Annotated in this window: 15 protein-coding genes and 1 riboswitch; of the genes, 10 read left to right on the top strand and 5 right to left on the bottom strand. The window is 40.4% G+C overall.

What is annotated here, in order from left to right; all coding sequences use genetic code 11:
- Positions 1 to 28 precede the first annotated feature (28 nt).
- Together IOC57_RS08345 and IOC57_RS08340 are read left to right on the top strand one after the other, a co-directional pair.
- Positions 29 to 583 (top strand): PepSY domain-containing protein, encoded by a 555-nt coding sequence (locus tag IOC57_RS08345; protein ID WP_207438289.1) that lies wholly within the window; start codon positions 29 to 31, stop codon positions 581 to 583.
- A gap of 304 nt (positions 584 to 887) precedes the next feature.
- Positions 888 to 1,370 carry a tetratricopeptide repeat protein gene (locus IOC57_RS08340; RefSeq protein WP_207438288.1) on the top strand — a complete coding sequence of 161 codons (483 nt, stop codon included), beginning with the start codon at positions 888 to 890 and terminating at the stop codon, positions 1,368 to 1,370.
- Positions 1,371 to 1,585: 215 nt separating this feature from the next.
- Here the strand turns inward: IOC57_RS08340 and shc are convergent, their stop codons facing one another.
- From shc to IOC57_RS08325, 3 genes are all read right to left on the bottom strand, one after another.
- On the bottom strand, positions 1,586 to 3,481 hold the full coding sequence (gene shc / locus IOC57_RS08335; RefSeq protein WP_286184643.1) for a squalene--hopene cyclase: 1,896 nt from the start codon (positions 3,479 to 3,481) through the stop codon (positions 1,586 to 1,588).
- A gap of 146 nt (positions 3,482 to 3,627) precedes the next feature.
- A complete protein-coding gene (locus IOC57_RS08330) occupies positions 3,628 to 5,277 on the bottom strand; it encodes a M14 family metallopeptidase (RefSeq protein WP_207438286.1) in 1,650 nt (549 codons plus the stop codon).
- Positions 5,278 to 5,496: 219 nt separating this feature from the next.
- Positions 5,497 to 5,838, bottom strand: a complete 342-nt coding sequence (locus IOC57_RS08325) for a DUF1450 domain-containing protein (protein ID WP_286184642.1) — start codon at positions 5,836 to 5,838, stop codon at positions 5,497 to 5,499.
- A gap of 272 nt (positions 5,839 to 6,110) precedes the next feature.
- On the opposite strand from IOC57_RS08325, the gene IOC57_RS08320 reads away from it, so the two are divergent.
- The 5 genes from IOC57_RS08320 (at position 6,111) to ltaS (ending at position 12,973) form a co-directional block, all read left to right on the top strand.
- Positions 6,111 to 7,061 carry an ABC transporter permease gene (locus IOC57_RS08320; RefSeq protein WP_207438285.1) on the top strand — a complete coding sequence of 317 codons (951 nt, stop codon included), beginning with the start codon at positions 6,111 to 6,113 and terminating at the stop codon, positions 7,059 to 7,061.
- Positions 7,054 to 8,001, top strand: coding sequence for an iron chelate uptake ABC transporter family permease subunit (locus IOC57_RS08315; protein WP_207438284.1), 948 nt, complete (start codon positions 7,054 to 7,056; stop codon positions 7,999 to 8,001). Before IOC57_RS08320 ends, IOC57_RS08315 begins: the two co-directional genes overlap by 8 nt.
- Positions 7,995 to 8,753 (top strand): iron ABC transporter ATP-binding protein, encoded by a 759-nt coding sequence (locus tag IOC57_RS08310; RefSeq protein WP_207438283.1) that lies wholly within the window; start codon positions 7,995 to 7,997, stop codon positions 8,751 to 8,753. Before IOC57_RS08315 ends, IOC57_RS08310 begins: the two co-directional genes overlap by 7 nt.
- A gap of 210 nt (positions 8,754 to 8,963) precedes the next feature.
- On the top strand, positions 8,964 to 9,908 hold the full coding sequence (locus IOC57_RS08305; RefSeq protein WP_207438403.1) for a siderophore ABC transporter substrate-binding protein: 945 nt from the start codon (positions 8,964 to 8,966) through the stop codon (positions 9,906 to 9,908).
- Positions 9,909 to 11,005: 1,097 nt separating this feature from the next.
- On the top strand, positions 11,006 to 12,973 hold the full coding sequence (ltaS, locus tag IOC57_RS08300) for a lipoteichoic acid synthase (RefSeq protein ID WP_207438282.1): 1,968 nt from the start codon (positions 11,006 to 11,008) through the stop codon (positions 12,971 to 12,973).
- Between the two features lie 62 nt (positions 12,974 to 13,035).
- On the opposite strand, the gene IOC57_RS08295 is transcribed toward ltaS, so the two are convergent.
- Complete coding sequence (locus IOC57_RS08295) at positions 13,036 to 13,656, bottom strand: RraA family protein (protein ID WP_207438281.1); 621 nt, start codon at positions 13,654 to 13,656, stop codon at positions 13,036 to 13,038.
- Between the two features lie 127 nt (positions 13,657 to 13,783).
- Between IOC57_RS08295 and IOC57_RS08290 the strand changes: the two genes are divergently transcribed.
- Positions 13,784 to 14,056 (top strand): hypothetical protein, encoded by a 273-nt coding sequence (locus IOC57_RS08290; protein WP_207438280.1) that lies wholly within the window; start codon positions 13,784 to 13,786, stop codon positions 14,054 to 14,056.
- Positions 14,057 to 14,074: 18 nt separating this feature from the next.
- Here IOC57_RS08290 and IOC57_RS08285 read toward each other — a convergent pair whose 3' ends face one another.
- On the bottom strand, positions 14,075 to 14,254 hold the full coding sequence (locus tag IOC57_RS08285; protein WP_063233999.1) for a hypothetical protein: 180 nt from the start codon (positions 14,252 to 14,254) through the stop codon (positions 14,075 to 14,077).
- A 118-nt stretch (positions 14,255 to 14,372) separates the two neighbouring features.
- Between IOC57_RS08285 and IOC57_RS08280 the strand changes: the two genes are divergently transcribed.
- A complete protein-coding gene (locus IOC57_RS08280; RefSeq protein ID WP_207438279.1) occupies positions 14,373 to 14,702 on the top strand; it encodes a DUF948 domain-containing protein in 330 nt (109 codons plus the stop codon).
- A 40-nt stretch (positions 14,703 to 14,742) separates the two neighbouring features.
- Positions 14,743 to 14,841, top strand: a riboswitch (guanidine-I (ykkC/yxkD leader).
- Between the two features lie 48 nt (positions 14,842 to 14,889).
- Positions 14,890 to 15,210, top strand: a complete 321-nt coding sequence (gene sugE, locus IOC57_RS08275) for a quaternary ammonium compound efflux SMR transporter SugE (protein WP_207438278.1) — start codon at positions 14,890 to 14,892, stop codon at positions 15,208 to 15,210.
- The last annotated feature ends 26 nt before the right edge of the window (positions 15,211 to 15,236 follow it).

Below are 15,236 nucleotides of genomic sequence, written 5' to 3'. Positions count from 1 at the left end.
GGTAACAACTTAAAGGAGGAATTCATTCATGAAAAAACAGTGGAGTACGATTAAAGAAGGTATCATTCGAAGGAAAAAGGTAATCATGACGGTCTCCATAGCTTCCGTATTGCTTTTCGGCGGTGCTGCTGGAACGGCGGTATATGCAGTCAATAAGGGGAACATATCCGAGGATGAGGCTGTCAAAATGATTTCAGAAAAACTAGGCGGGGAAGTTACTCAATTTGAAAAGGATTGGGACCAGCCAATGACCTATGAGATGACCGTTAAAACGAAAGAAGGCTATCAAGACGTTGACGTCGATGCTGCAAAAGGAGAGATTCTTTCCCTGGAGATGGAAGACGATGACGATGACGATGACGATATGAGCACACAACAAGCGGTGGAAGCTGCAAAAATCAGCAGTGATCAAGCTGAAAAGATTGCCTTGAAAGCGGTGGATGGCCAAGTGACGGATGTCGAGCTGGATTCGGAGAATGGAACCCTTGTGTACGAGCTGGAAATAAAACAAGGACTAAAGGAATATGATGTAGTGGTAGATGCCACCACGGGAAAAGTATTGAAAAACCAGCTGGATGATTAATCAAATATGATAAGTCATAAGTAATCTGTGAAATATGAATGATCTCGAACTGAAGTGTATGAAAGGATTTGCCAAGTGGCAGATCCTTTTTTAAATTGCCAAGACAGTTAGGGAGTGTAGCTTCCTCATCCTTAACAACCATGCATAAACTAATGGAAGTCGAGTAAATCACCTCCAGTATCAGCATTTTAATTCCTTCCTTTGTTTGGAGAGTGTGCTTAGAGATATCAATGATTAAGAAGGAATTAAAATGGGGAATCGCGAATAGGGGCAATGAGGAATCTTATTCAATGGAGGAATGGCAATGGGAAATTTGGAAATGGCACTGTCATTAAGGGGAAAGAAGGAATTCGAAAAATCCAATCGGTTATTGATGGATCTGGCAAAGCAAAATCCCGTGGATGCAGTCATGCAGTATCAGTGTGCCTGGAGTCTGGATATACTTGGACTTGAGGTAAAGGCGGTGGCCTATTATGAAGCGGCACTCAAATTAGGTTTGCCGGAGGATGATGCAAAAGGGGCTTACCTAGGGCTGGGGAGCACATATCGCACCATAGGGGAGTATGAAAAATCAAGACAGACATTGGAATCTGGGCTGGCGAAGTTTCCTGAGGGTAAGGCTTTATTGGTATTCAGGGACATGGCATTTTATAATTTGGGCCAACATGATCTTGCGATGGAATCCCTATTGAAGATCATTGCCGAAACGTCTAAGGATCGAGAAATACAATCTTATGCGAAGGCCATAGAATTTTATAGTGATAAACTGAATGAAGTTTTCACATAATAGCGATCATCCCCAAACTATCCACAAAGCCTGTATAAAACCAGTCATTCTTACATACCCGAAATGGATTAATCAACAAATTTTCTTGCATTTAGCACTTTTATGGATAAATGAATGTGGATAACCTCGGATTGTGGATAACTCCCCGGTGTTATTCACTACTTTTCCACAGGTAATCCACATATTCACCTTTATATAATAAAAAACACTGGCGATTAAGTCTGCAGGAATTTGTTATTGTAATGACTTAAGGCTAAAAGGGGATAAATATAGCGATAGCTATGATAATGGATATACAAAAAATCTGCCATTCCCTGGCCAGCAGGATAATCATTGGTCCAGCTTTCTAGCTGACCTGCACGGATGAGGTAGGCAATGCCTTTTTCGATTTCGGCTGTCGGCTTATCGGATGCCGATATCAACGCATCTACTGCCCAAGCTGTATGTGTCAGTGTACTTGCTCCGAGGGGGATATATCGTTGCTTGATATCACTGTAACAAGATTCACCCCAGCCACCATCTTTATTTTGAACTTTTTTCAACCAAGTTAGGGCTTTTTGGATGGATGGATGTCCAGTGGCCTGACCCGCTGCCTTCATGCCGGTCAGTGCAGACCATGTGCCATATAGATAGCAGATGCCCCAGCGCCCATACCAGGAGCCATCACGCTTCTGGTCTTCCAATAGCCAATCCACCGCTCTTTTACTGATTTCTTCCGGCTTCTTGATATTTGTATAGTTCCCCAGGAATTCAAGCGTTCTTCCTGTCAGATCAGCGGTAGAAGGATCAGTCAGGAGATATCTCGAACCCTCTATAGGAAGAAGGTGCAGCCATTTATGGTCGTTATTCCGTTCGAAGGCTGGAAATCCACCATCATCATTTTGCATGGATATCGTGAAGGAGACACCGCGCTTCCAGCTGTCCCGAATATCCGGTTTTGTTTGCAGATGCTTAGCCAGCGCCCGCAGTGAGGCAGTCGTATCATCGACATCTGGATTCATGGTATTGAAATCCGAGAACCCCCAGCCGCCTGGAATCGCGTTAGGATTATGGATCAGCCAATCTCCATACATATAATGCTGGCGTGACAGTAAGTACTGATTGGCGGCCTTAACCGTTGGGTCTTTGGAAGATATGCCCGCTTCTTGAAGGGAGTAGCTAATTAAGGAGGTATTCCAAACATGGGGCGTTGTGAATTGGATATGTGTATGTCCTTCAATGGAGCAGGCCATCCCCTTCAGACCGGCAATTGCCTTTAGAATCACTGGATCCTTTTTCGAATATCCAATTGAAAGGAGGGCAAAGATCATGAAAAAGGTAGAACCGAAATAATTGTACAGTGTTCCGTCCGGTTCCAGCCTGTCGAGCATGAACCTTTTCGTTGAATCCAAGGCTAAGGAATGCAAATAATCCGGATAACCAATCAAAGTTTTGACGCCTTTTTGGAGTTTGTTGAAGAAGGAACGATATTCTGCGGTACGATACTCTTCCCACATATGCCCTTCGGAACGGTCCTCCCTTGTTAGGAATAAATCTTTTAAACTTGGACTGTCCGGGGTCTTGAGCTGAAACTTTTTATGGCCAAGCAATAGCAATGGAATCATGTTGACCCGCCCATATACGGAAAGATCATAAATGCTGACGAAAAAGGTCGGAGGCAGTAAGACCACTTCGAGAGGAATGGGAAATAGGCGCGGCCATTGATATTGTCCGGTGACAGTAAGCATCATTTTCGTTAACATTTTGGCCTGTTTGATGCCACCCTTGGAAAGAATGAATTGTTTGGCTTTCCTCATATGGGCATCGTGCTTATTGCGGAGTCCGCTAAAAAGAAGGCCATAGTAAGCTTCGATTGTAACCGTAACATTACCGTCCTGCTCGTCTTGGAAAAGTTTCCATGAACCGTTTTCGGTTTGCTTGCTTTCAATTCTTTTTACTAAAGCCTCTATAAGAGGGGCATCTTCCATATCTAAAATTTTCAATAAAATAATCATATAGGCATCTGCCGTTATCCCGGTGTCAAAGGGATAATTCCACGAACCATCAGCGGATTGGTCTTGTTTCAAGCGATGAACAAGGCGATTGATTTCCAATTGTACATGTTGGTTCAAAGACTTTCCTCCTCTAAAAACACTTTTTCCGTTTATATGTATATTCAAAACTTGTCGTTGCATTCAAGAAATCATGTCAGGCATATCGTCATAAAAAACGCTTTGGCAATGAAAGCTGCCAGAGCGTCATTTAGATATCCTATGCATCATTTAACGGGTAAGGAAGATGGCCGCATATAGCGGTAAATCGGCAATTCTTTTCCCTTGTCAGCCGGGATGAAATTGAATGTCACATAGCTGTCTATGCCTTCAGGTTCGAGGGCAAGGGAGATGAAGTTGGCATCAGGCTGGGCCATGTCGAAAACATAGCTTCCTTTTGGGAAATCACGGGTTTTTGAAGTAACGGTGGTCGTTACTTCCCTTGTGGAATGTCCGCTTTCCAGTTCAGCGGAAATTTTTAAATCCTTGACCCTATAGCTTTCAACAGCTACTTTCATAGGTTTTTTTAATCTTTTCACTTCGACTCCCAATAGTTGAAGTTTCTTTGAGATATTTTTATATTCGGGTGGAAGGATATAAGCTGTCGGACGATCTCTAACAAGGGTAGGGTAGGCATCGGTAGAATCCAGCCAATCGATGGGGGCATCGACCATTTTAGCTTTCGCTAAATCAACTACTTTCAATTTTTGATCCTTAACCAATTTATTTTCGCTGGTGATGACAATTTTATCGTTATCATTTGCTTTGCGCCCTTTTTGCACGACTTCAGTTTCGGCCTGTTTAACGGCCTTTTTAACTTTACTTGCCTGTTCGGCTGCCGTTTTGATGAAAGCTGCCTGTGCTGTAGCCTGTGCAAAAACACGTCGTTTAAAATCCGTCCGGCCAATATTGATTCCCCTTGTTTCAATTAAATAAGTCATTGTATTTTTCAAACCGAGGGCATTTCGGCCAATCCGGGCTTCTGTGCTTCCTTCTGTGGCGGTAAGGACTCCATCATCAGAAGTAGCCAGTGTATAGTAGTCGTGATAGGTAAGCTTTTCTTTTTCCAATGTTTTAAAAACATGAGGTAAAATCAGTTCATCCGAGGCCTTTCGAAGCCGTTCGGGAATATTTAAATTCTTGGCTGAGGAGATGAGTAAATCATAGGAAGCGATCGATCCATTTGCACCCACCTTTTTCAGGGGGGCGGGATTCACTGTATATTCATGTACATCCAGAACGATTTCCGGTTTGTAATCATCGATGGATTGATGAATCGCCTGTACTTCAGGATACTCCACTTTTAAGTAATCCCTATTCGCATCCATATCATTTGCGGTATAGCGCTTGAAGTAATAAGAGCCATCAGGATTGACGCGTGGGATGATGGCAACATTCACTTTATCGAGGACATCACCAAGCTTGCCTTCAGCCAGCGATTGTGCAAGGACTAATGTCGATTCACCTGAAGCAGGTTCATTGCCATGGATTTGACCTTGAATCCAAATCAATGGTTTATGGGAACCCTTATTCAGTCTTTTTGAATCCTTGCTGAAAAGAAGCATCGGGATGTCGCGTCCTTCTGTTGATTTACCTATCGTCCTGACCTGGATGTTCTTGTTTTTATGGGAGATGGACTTGATATGATTCAACATTTCTTCCTGGCTCGTAAAGGCGATTTTGTTTTGTTTAAAGGCAGGGGTCTTGAAAGATACCTTAGGATCAGGGAAAAGGTGGGAGAGGTTATCTGGTTGAATGTAGCTTGGACCATTTCCATAATAAGGAGTGAATTCTTCTGCTTCGGCTATAGGGCCAGGCAATCCAGTGACAAGACCTAGTGTTACGATTGATATGATGGTAGGAATGATTTTTTTCATGGACGTCCTCCTGTCTATCTTTTTCCATAAATTATCATATATTAAGCTATTTATACAGTGAAAAGATAGGGAATGGTAAAAAACAGGAAGTAACGACTAGATTAATGATTCCATAGCACACTTCGCAATTCCTATTAATGGATGTTCATCACCTGTATTCTGTATAATTACAGGTAGAAAGTAAAAATGACACGGATCAAGCAATTTGCTTGGTCTGTATCATTTCAATTCATCATGTAACTGATTTAAAAGATCCTGTGAATCTTCGCTGCTTATTATCCGGCCGTTCACTTTCGCATAGGGGGTTTTCATACAAAGCTTACACTCACTCAAACATTCATATTCCTTATATTGAATTCTTGGATCCGATAAGAACTGACCATAATCGGCACCTGTTTGTTCATTAAGGAAGCGGTCAAGATTATTTTGGCAAAATTCAATCTGGATTTTGGCCTTTTTTGAGAACATTTTGGATAGCAAATTTTTCATCATATCGCTTCTTTCATTGGAAGAGTAAATATTTGTTATTTTGATTTTATCACTTTCTTTAACGAAATGCATGATGGGTTCATCCGAATTCAGTACAATATGACTAGCAGGAGTTTCTCTAAGTAATTCCCTTGTATATATTGACACATGTCTAAGAAATGATAGAATAGGAATGACTAATAATGATAATGAATCTCATTATCATAAATGGAATAACTTTGTAACTATTGCAACCTTAGTGATTTCCATTTCAATAGGTGACTGTGCAATAGTCTTTATTCAAATATTTTTAATTACAAATATTATCGCTGTATTAACTGAGATAGGAAGAGTAGGAAATGTAGATGAAGATAAGATATTTAGTCATGGCGTTAATCGTTTTATCATTTACGTCATTATTCATTGGTGTAAAGGATATTACTCCCCTGGATTTATTGGATCTAAGTGATGATAAAGTGCAAATCATGCTGCAAAGCCGTTTCCCAAGAATGGTGACCATAGTCATTGCCGGTATTGTGATGAGTATAAGCGGTCTGATCATGCAGCAATTGAGCCGTAATAAATTTGTATCCCCGACGACTGCCGGAACCATGGATTCTGCAAGGCTTGGCCTTCTTCTCGCCATTATCATTTTTCCATCGGCGGCACTTATTGAGAAAATGGCATTCGCTTTCATATTCGCTTTGGCAGGTACATTATTGTTCATGAAAATTCTTGATCAAGTGAAATATAAGGATACGATTTTCATCCCATTGGTTGGTTTGATGTTTGGTAATATCGTCGGATCCATCTCGACTTTCTTTGCCTATAAATATGATTTGATTCAAAGCCTCAACACTTGGATGAATGGGGATTTCTCGATGATCATGTCGGGAAGGTACGAACTTATATATGTAAGCATCCCTCTAGTCATTCTCGCATACTTCTTTGCCAATAAATTCACTGTGGCAGGGATGGGTGAGGAGTTTGCTATCAATCTAGGACTCAATTATAAGCTAATAGTTAATTTTGGGTTGATCATCGTGGCATTATCCTCCACTGTCGTTTTGTTAACGGTGGGAACGATTCCTTTCATAGGATTGATCGTACCAAATATTGTATCCCTTTACCTTGGCGACAATTTGAAAAAGAGTCTTTCTCATACAGCATTGCTAGGGGCAGTATTCCTATTGATCTGCGATATTCTGGGCAGGATCCTCATATATCCATTTGAAATCCCGATCGGACTCGTGGTTGGTGTCATAGGAAGCGCCGTATTTATCTATTTGATACTGAGGAGAAAGGCATATGAATAATAAAAGTAGGATCATTATATTGGCTGTTCTTGCAGCAGCTTTAACGGCAGGTTATATCTTTTGGGACCTTGGCCCGAATTGGGATTATGCACTTCCGAGAAGAGTTATAAAAATCATCGCCATCATCGTTGTTGGTTGTGCAATAGCTTTTTCAACAGTGATTTTCCAGACGGTCACGAATAATAAAATCTTGACACCAAGCATTTTAGGGTTGGACTCCATGTATATGCTGATCCAAACGGGAGTGATTTTCCTCTTCGGTTCAACGCATATCATGATCATGAATAAAAATCTCAATTTCCTGATTACACTTGCGGCCATGCTTATTTTTTCCAGCCTGCTGTTCAAGTTCATGTTCAAGAAAAACCGCAATATTTACTTCCTATTGCTAATCGGCATCATCTTCGGAACCTTATTCGGCAGCATGTCTTCATTCATGCAAGTATTGATTGACCCGAATGAATTTCAAATCATTCAAAATAAAATGTTCGCAAGCTTCAATAATGTCAACACGGAACTATTAACCTTAGCTATTATCCTCATGATAGCGGCAATGATCTATTTCATGAGATTTTTGAAGTATTTGGATGTCATGTCCCTAGGGAGGGACCAAGCTATAAACTTGGGTGTGGATTATGATTTTGTCACGAAGCGGGTTTTAATCGTCGTTACGGTGTTAATCTCCATTTCGACTGCCGTGATCGGTCCGATCACGTTCCTCGGATTGCTTGTTGCAAATGTGGCTTATCAATTCATTAAGTCCTATCGGCATAAACATATCATCCCGGGTGCAATGCTGATCAGTGTGATTGCCCTGGTCGGCGGCCAATTCATTGTGGAGAGGGTCTTTACGTTCACTACCACATTGAGTGTCATCATCAACTTTGTCGGCGGTGTCTATTTCATCTATCTTCTATTAAAGGAGAATAAATCATGGTAGAAGTGAAAAAATTATTCAAAAAATATAATAGTAAAACGGTTGTCGAGGATGTTTCCATTGAAATAATGAAAGGGAAAATCACATCCTTCATCGGTCCCAATGGAGCGGGGAAAAGTACCGTCCTTTCGATGATCAGCCGGCTCATTACCCGGGATTCAGGAGAAGTCCTGATCGATGGTAAGGATATGGGGAAATTCAATAGCAATGAACTTGCGAAGAAGATTGCCATCTTAAAACAGGCTAACCACATCAATATCCGATTAACGATTCGTGAACTCGTCGCCTTTGGCCGTTTTCCGTATTCACAAGGCAAGCTGACCAAAGAGGATTGGAAATATGTCGATGAAGCGATTGAATATATGGAACTTGCAGACATGCAGGATAAGTTCCTTGACCAGCTTAGCGGCGGGCAGCAGCAACGGGCATTCATTGCCATGGTTATTGCACAGGACACGGAGTATGTACTTCTTGATGAACCCCTGAACAATCTTGACATGAAGCATTCCGTCCAAATCATGAAGGTATTGAGGAGATTGGCCGATGAATTAGGGAAAACGGTCATTATCGTCATTCATGACATTAATTTTGCATCCTGTTATTCCGACTATATTGTCGCATTGAAGGATGGCAAAGTTGTTCATAATGGACCTACCGAACAAGTCATCAATTCCAATGTATTGAAGGAAATCTATGATATGGATATTGAAATCCAAAATATCAATGACAATAAGATCTGTGTGTACTTCACGTAAGACCATTCCATTTGGTTTTAAATTACTTCAGTATTCGTAGCCGTCCCAGAATCACCTCATCCGCTCATTAGGCTGTTAAGAATTGGCGGGCGCCCAAGCTTTAGCCGCCTTCTGTTTCATATGGCAGGGAAGCGATGTAGGTGGACTCTGTGAAGGTGGGGATTCGATATGTAATTTTAAATAAAAAAAATTTTCGAGGTGACCATAATGATTAAGAAATTATCTTTACTGCTTTTGATTGCAATGCTGGCTGTAGTGGCTGTAGCATGTGGATCAGATAAGGAAAAGGAAGAATCAAGTGCGAAAAAGGAAAGTGCTAAAAGCGAAGAAATTACCGTTAAGCACCAACTAGGAGAAACGAAAGTAAAAACAAACCCGGAAAAAGTAGTTGTATTCGACATGGGTGCTCTTGATACCCTTGATAAATTAGGTGTGGAAGTGGCAGCTGTTCCTCATGATGGCCTTCCAAAATACCTTTCTAAATATGAAGGCACAACTGAAAATGCCGGCGGATTAAAAGAGCCTGACTTTGAAAAAATCAACGAAATTGCTCCTGACTTAATCCTTATTTCTGGCCGTCAATCAGAAGCATATGAAGAGTTAAGCAAAATTGCCCCTACTGTCTTTGTGGGTGTAGATACAACTAAGTATATGGAATCATTTGAAGAAAACGTGACGCTTTTGGGTAAAATCTTCGATAAAGAAGACGAAGCGGCTAAAGAATTGACAAGTGTTGAAGAAAATATCAAGGCTTTGAAAGAAAAAGCTCCAACTGACAAAACTGGTTTAATCGTTCTTTCCAGCGGTGGAAAAGTAAGTGCTTACGGACCGGATTCAAGATTCGGAATCATCCATGATGTTTTCGGGGTACCCGCAGTAGATGATAAGTTGGAAGTATCGACACATGGTCAAAGTATTTCTTTCGAATACATTGCTGAAAAGAATCCTGACTACCTATTTGTTGTAGATAGGGATTCGGTTGTCGGTGATGGAGCTGCAGCGAAAGAGGCTGTTGAAAATGACATTGTGAAAAATACAAAAGCATTTAAAGAAGGTAACATCATTTATCTAGACCCTAACTACTGGTACCTATCAGGCGGCGGTTTGGAATCTGTTGACGCTATGGTTAAAGAAATTTCAGAAGGCATTAAGTAATAGTAATATGGTTAATGGAAGTCCTGTCCTCGATTGATTGAGGGCAGGATTTTTTTTTATAATAAAGCTGGATGAAACAAATATACTAACAAAGGGGACGAAAAGAATGCCTGCAAAACACAGATAAGCTTATAAGCCCCTGCAACCAATTAAGGGGAAATGAAAGGGACAAGGGCCCATATCCACATCTGTTGCACTGCTATGGCCCATATGGGCCCCACTCGCAAGAATATAATCCTTCAGCCAATTGAAAAAATTCAGTTTCTTCCTATTAATATGTCATCCTTTCCGGTTCGTAAAGGGGTTTTAACGTTGTAATTTAAATGAACTTTAGTAAATTGAATCTTTATGGATGGTAAAAGTATCTTGAGGAGTAAAAATAAAAAAATAGATCATTCAAATCATAGGGGAGAATGGGCTGGATCAATTTTCAGGAAAAATTATTTTTAAAAAAGCTAATCAAATATGTCGGAGGGGAATGATGTCGATATTACGCGAATCGCATTTGTTATTTTATGGGAACCGGGAGTGGCAGGATGTAATTATAAACGGGTCAAACTTCTGCAGGATTCGATTTTGAATAGGGTATTAAAAGTAGAAAGAGTGAGGCATCCATGTAGCTGGAAATCAATTCTAAACTGTCGAATTATCAGGAAATAAATCCTGGATATATCAATAGCTTCCAATGATTGAAGATTTATATCTTTACATATTTTGTAATGTGCTGGTTTTTTTATAAAGAGTCGTTTATAATGGTAAAAGCCTGAAGGACGTGTAAATCAAATAGTGACTGTCATCCGCATTAACCCCAAAAAGTTACGGTGATATTTATTGGATTAAGACATGGAGTTCCTATATATTTGTTATAGGTGCGCTAAACATTCGAGACGGGCGAAGCTCTGTTTATTTTTTTAATGGCTTGTTCATAAGCTGAAAAAGTGTTCTGGATATAAGAGTCATGGATGTGACAAAAGGTGGTTTTCACAATCTTGACTATCCGAGTGTAAGAATGCTATTATAAGGTTTCGGTTTTTCCGTCTTTTGTAAGTATGTAAAAATTTATATAAATAAACCACTAGATTAATAGAGGTGAAAGCATGAATAATTTTCTTAAAAAAAGCCAGCATTTATTTGCAAATAACATACTAGGCTTTTTCTTTATTGCGGTAGTCATGTTTTGGATAAAAACTTATATTGGATATCGAGTTGAATTTAACTTAGGTCTTGAAAATGGCCTGCAACAGTTCTTACTGTTCATAAACCCGATTAGTTCAGCCATTTTATTCTTTGGCCTGGCATTATTGGTGAAAGGGAAAAAATCGTTCAAATGGATCATCAGGTTGAACCTATTGATGTCGTTATGGTTATTCTTCAATATTGTATACTACCGTTCATTTACCGATTTCATTACATTACCAACCTTGACGCAAGTGCAAAATGCCGGGGATTTAGGACCGAGTATTCTAGAATTATTTAAAACCCATGATGTATTTTATTTCCTTGATACGGTTCTTTTGATCGTATTGTACAGATTCAAAGACTTTAAAGTGGAAGACTTCAAAGTCAAACGCCGTACGGTTGGAATGGTGTACCTAGCGGGACTTGCAATTTTCGCCATCAATTTGGGACTTGCTGAAAAGGATCGCCCGCAATTATTATCAAGAACATTTGACCGGAACTATATCGTCAAATACTTGGGCATGTTCAACTACACGGTTTATGATGCCGTCCAGAATACGAAAACATACGCTCAGCGTGCGACTGCAAATAGCACGGATATTGCAGAAGTGGTCAACTATACGAAGGCAACAAGCGCTGAACCGAATCCTAAGTATTTTGGTGCAGCTAAAGGTAAGAATGTCATCTACCTGCATTTGGAATCCATGCAGAATTTCTTGATCGATTATAAGTTGAATGGGGAAGAAGTAACTCCATTTTTGAACTCACTTGCAGCAGATAAGTCAGATTTCATGCACTTTGATAACTTCTTCCATCAGGTAGGCCAAGGCAAAACGGCGGATGCCGAGTTCATGCTCGAAAATTCCCTGTTCGGTTTACCTCAGGGGGCAGCATTCACGAATAGATCCCAAAATACGTATCAAGCAGCACCTGCGATTTTAGGACAACAAGGATACACATCCGCTGTGTTCCATGGTAATTACAAATCTTTCTGGAACCGGGATAATATGTATAAGTCTCTTGGTTTTAATCAGTTCTTCGATGCAAACCATTATAATATGGAAAATAAAGAAGAAGTACTAAGTTATGGATTAATGGATAAGCCTTTCTTTAAAGAATCGATTCCTATGTTAGAAACGCTTAAACAGCCTTTCTATACAAAATTCATAACGGTATCTCATCATTTCCCATATGCGATGGACCAGGAAAAAGCAACAATCGGTAAGCATACGACAGGCGATGCTTCCGTGGATAGTTACTTCCAGACTGCACGCTATGCCGATGAGGCGCTTAAAGAATTTTTCGATTACCTGAAGGAATCTGGTCTATATGATAACTCGGTAATCGTTATGTATGGTGATCACTATGGTATTTCCGAAAACCATAAAGAAGCCATGTCAAAAGTGCTTGGCGAGGATGTTGATGCATTTGAGAATGCCCAATTGCAACGTGTACCATTATTGATTCATGTTCCGGGTGTTGAAGGCGGGGAAATGCACCAATACGGAGGACAGATTGACCTTCTCCCAACTTTATTGCATCTGTTAGGAATCGAATCTAAAGATTATGTACAATTCGGTTCGGATTTATTGTCAAAAGATCATAATGAAGTGGTACCTTTCAGGAATGGTGATTTTGTAACACCGGATGTCACTTCCATTAAAGGGAAATACTACGATACGGAAACAGGGGAATTGGTCGAGGAAAATGATAAGATCCTCAATTATAAAACGCGAGCTGAAACGATGCTCAATTTATCCGACCAAGTAGTGAACGGCGACTTACTCCGTTTCTATACTCCAAATGGCTTTAAACCAATAGACCCTACTGATTATGATTACACATATGACGAAGAAGGTTCAAAGGAAGATAAGACCGATAAATAAGGCTAATGAAAAGAACAGGCAGGAAGCCATCGCTTCCTGCCTGTTCTTTTATATGTGTTAAATCATGCTTTAGTGGCCATCATGGCGATATACTTTCTTATTTCTTCAGGCTTCCCTGCATATTTTTCAGAACGATGCTCATCTTTCATGATTTTATCCTTTGCTTTGCTCAGGATTTCTTCGCCCATGGCTTGTGGAACGACCACGACTCCATCTATGTCCCCTATGATAATGTCCCCTGGAAATACAGTGACACCTCCGCAGGAAATGGGGATATTGGTTTGTCCTACTCCCGCCTTGCCACTTGAGGCAACCGTCGTTCCCTTGCTGAAAACAGGGAAATTCAACTCTTTAATGGCTTCAAGATCGCGAATGACTCCGTCGACAACGAGGCCGCCAATTTCCATGGTCTGCATCATGCCGACAACAAAGTCTCCTGCTATAGCCCGGTAGGTATCTCCTTTGCTGTCAACGACTATTATATCCCCTGCCTTTGCTTCGCCGATTGCTTTTAGCACGGCTGAATTATCACCAACGGGCATTTGTACGGTCAAAGCCCGTCCGGCCAGACGAAATTCTTCCTTTAAGGGTTTAATCGTTGATTCCATATTGCTCAACCCCTCCATTGCATCTGAAATCGCAGTGGTGGGCAAAATCCCGAACTGCTGAATGAGAGCATCCATGACTATGATTCCTCCTTGAGAGTTAATGAATATAGCCTAATTATACACATTTTTTAAAATTTTCTAATAGTTATATGTTTGATAAAATGGTAAATGCGGCGTAATCATTAAATGAAGGGGGAGGGAAGTGCTGCTGACACAAAGGGGTTTTAAGACGGATTTCCTTTTAATCAATCGTTTGATTAAATTAAATACTACGCATTTTTTTATGTTCATTAATCAAGTCAAGCATGGCAGGCCCCTTCCTGATGATCATATCAATCAAAAGAAGGCCACCGATCCGTTACAGGGGCATTCTTCTAAAGACAAGAGCAGAATGTTTGTGAATATTCTCGGTGTTTTCCTGATCTGGATGCCGATGTTAACGAAGAAATCCTTAACAGTTGCCGGAGGTCGCTAAAGGGCTTTTCAACAATCTTCAAAGCAGGAGCAGAATTAAGACGGAGGTTGCCAATGTAAGCCAAATGGGGCTGAAAACTTCTGGATGAATGATTAAAAAAATGATTCCTGCAATAGTGGCAGCCTGCTGAATGGTCATATGTCTAATGAAGTGTATTCCAGCTTTAAAGCAGGCTTTAAGCAGTGGCATTTGATTCATTTTCATTCCTCCCTTTTCTTTCAATAATATGACCAGGCATAAAAGAAAATACTTGGGGATTCGTTTTTCGCTCAATTATTACGGGTATAGTAGAAGTAAAATCAAAGGAGGAATCTAGGTGGTCATTGTATATATTAGTCTTGCCCTCTTTATCGGGTCGATTATCTATTTAGCGTTTTTTGCTTTTAAAACATTTAAGGATTCCAAACCGACTATTGATAATGTGACTGAAACCGTTATACGCATCCAGGCAAAAACGGACCAGATTAAATCGGAGACGGACCAACTCACCATGACACAGCATGAAATCACTGAAGATGTTCAATATAAAAAAGAGGCCGTACAATATGCGGTTGATGCGGCTAAAGAAATACCTGAACCCTTTAAAAATATTTGGTTTTCAATGAAAGGTGACAAGTGGAGGCTTAGAAACAGAAGTGATTCATAAGCGTTTGACCGATTTGAATTGTACATGATATATTATGGATATAAGAAGTTTCTAGGGTTCCTCGGTTGAATTTTATCGGAATGGTCCAAGAGAAACGCGCAGGAATCTGCGTACACGGAGGGAAAAAAGCCCGGGAGGTTATGATTTATGACCTTTCGGGCTTTTTCTGTAATTGGAGGGAAAAATATTGGCTTGGATTCAATTGGTGATTGCAGGATTATTTGAAGTGGTTTGGGCAACAAGTTTAAAGTATACCGAGGGTTTTACGAAATTATTACCTTCTTTCATAACGATTGCCGGTATGGTTGTTAGTTTTTATTTTTTGTCATCGGCTATAAAAACCCTGCCAATGGGAACAGCGTATGCAATTTGGACAGGAATAGGGGCTCTTGGGGCTGTTCTGATAGGCATCATCGTGTTTAACGAACCTAAGGATGCCATGCGTTTGGTATTCGTCGGTTTTATTTTAGTTGGAATTATCGGATTGAAGGTCACTTCTTCTGAATAATCTATCGTCTCCTCGCAAATATTAAT

This window comes from Bacillus sp. SD075, assembly GCF_017355165.1.
In the GTDB taxonomy this organism is placed as follows: Bacteria; Bacillota; Bacilli; order Bacillales; family DSM-1321; genus Peribacillus.
Note: the sequence above shows the minus strand (reverse complement) of the source record. Positions and strands in the feature narration are given on the sequence as shown.

What these genes read in the sequence shown, in the direction of transcription:
- IOC57_RS08345 (WP_207438289.1), top strand. Translation starts at nt 29, where the DNA reads ATGAAAAAACAGTGGAGTACGATTAAAGAAGGTATCATTCGAAGGAAA.
- IOC57_RS08340 (WP_207438288.1), top strand. Translation starts at nt 888, where the DNA reads ATGGGAAATTTGGAAATGGCACTGTCATTAAGGGGAAAGAAGGAATTC.
- IOC57_RS08330 (WP_207438286.1), bottom strand. Translation starts at nt 5,277, where the DNA reads ATGAAAAAAATCATTCCTACCATCATATCAATCGTAACACTAGGTCTT.
- IOC57_RS08325 (WP_286184642.1), bottom strand. Translation starts at nt 5,838, where the DNA reads ATGCATTTCGTTAAAGAAAGTGATAAAATCAAAATAACAAATATTTAC.
- IOC57_RS08320 (WP_207438285.1), top strand. Translation starts at nt 6,111, where the DNA reads ATGAAGATAAGATATTTAGTCATGGCGTTAATCGTTTTATCATTTACG.
- IOC57_RS08315 (WP_207438284.1), top strand. Translation starts at nt 7,054, where the DNA reads ATGAATAATAAAAGTAGGATCATTATATTGGCTGTTCTTGCAGCAGCT.
- IOC57_RS08310 (WP_207438283.1), top strand. Translation starts at nt 7,995, where the DNA reads ATGGTAGAAGTGAAAAAATTATTCAAAAAATATAATAGTAAAACGGTT.
- ltaS (WP_207438282.1), top strand. Translation starts at nt 11,006, where the DNA reads ATGAATAATTTTCTTAAAAAAAGCCAGCATTTATTTGCAAATAACATA.
- IOC57_RS08295 (WP_207438281.1), bottom strand. Translation starts at nt 13,656, where the DNA reads ATGGATGCTCTCATTCAGCAGTTCGGGATTTTGCCCACCACTGCGATT.
- IOC57_RS08285 (WP_063233999.1), bottom strand. Translation starts at nt 14,254, where the DNA reads ATGAATCAAATGCCACTGCTTAAAGCCTGCTTTAAAGCTGGAATACAC.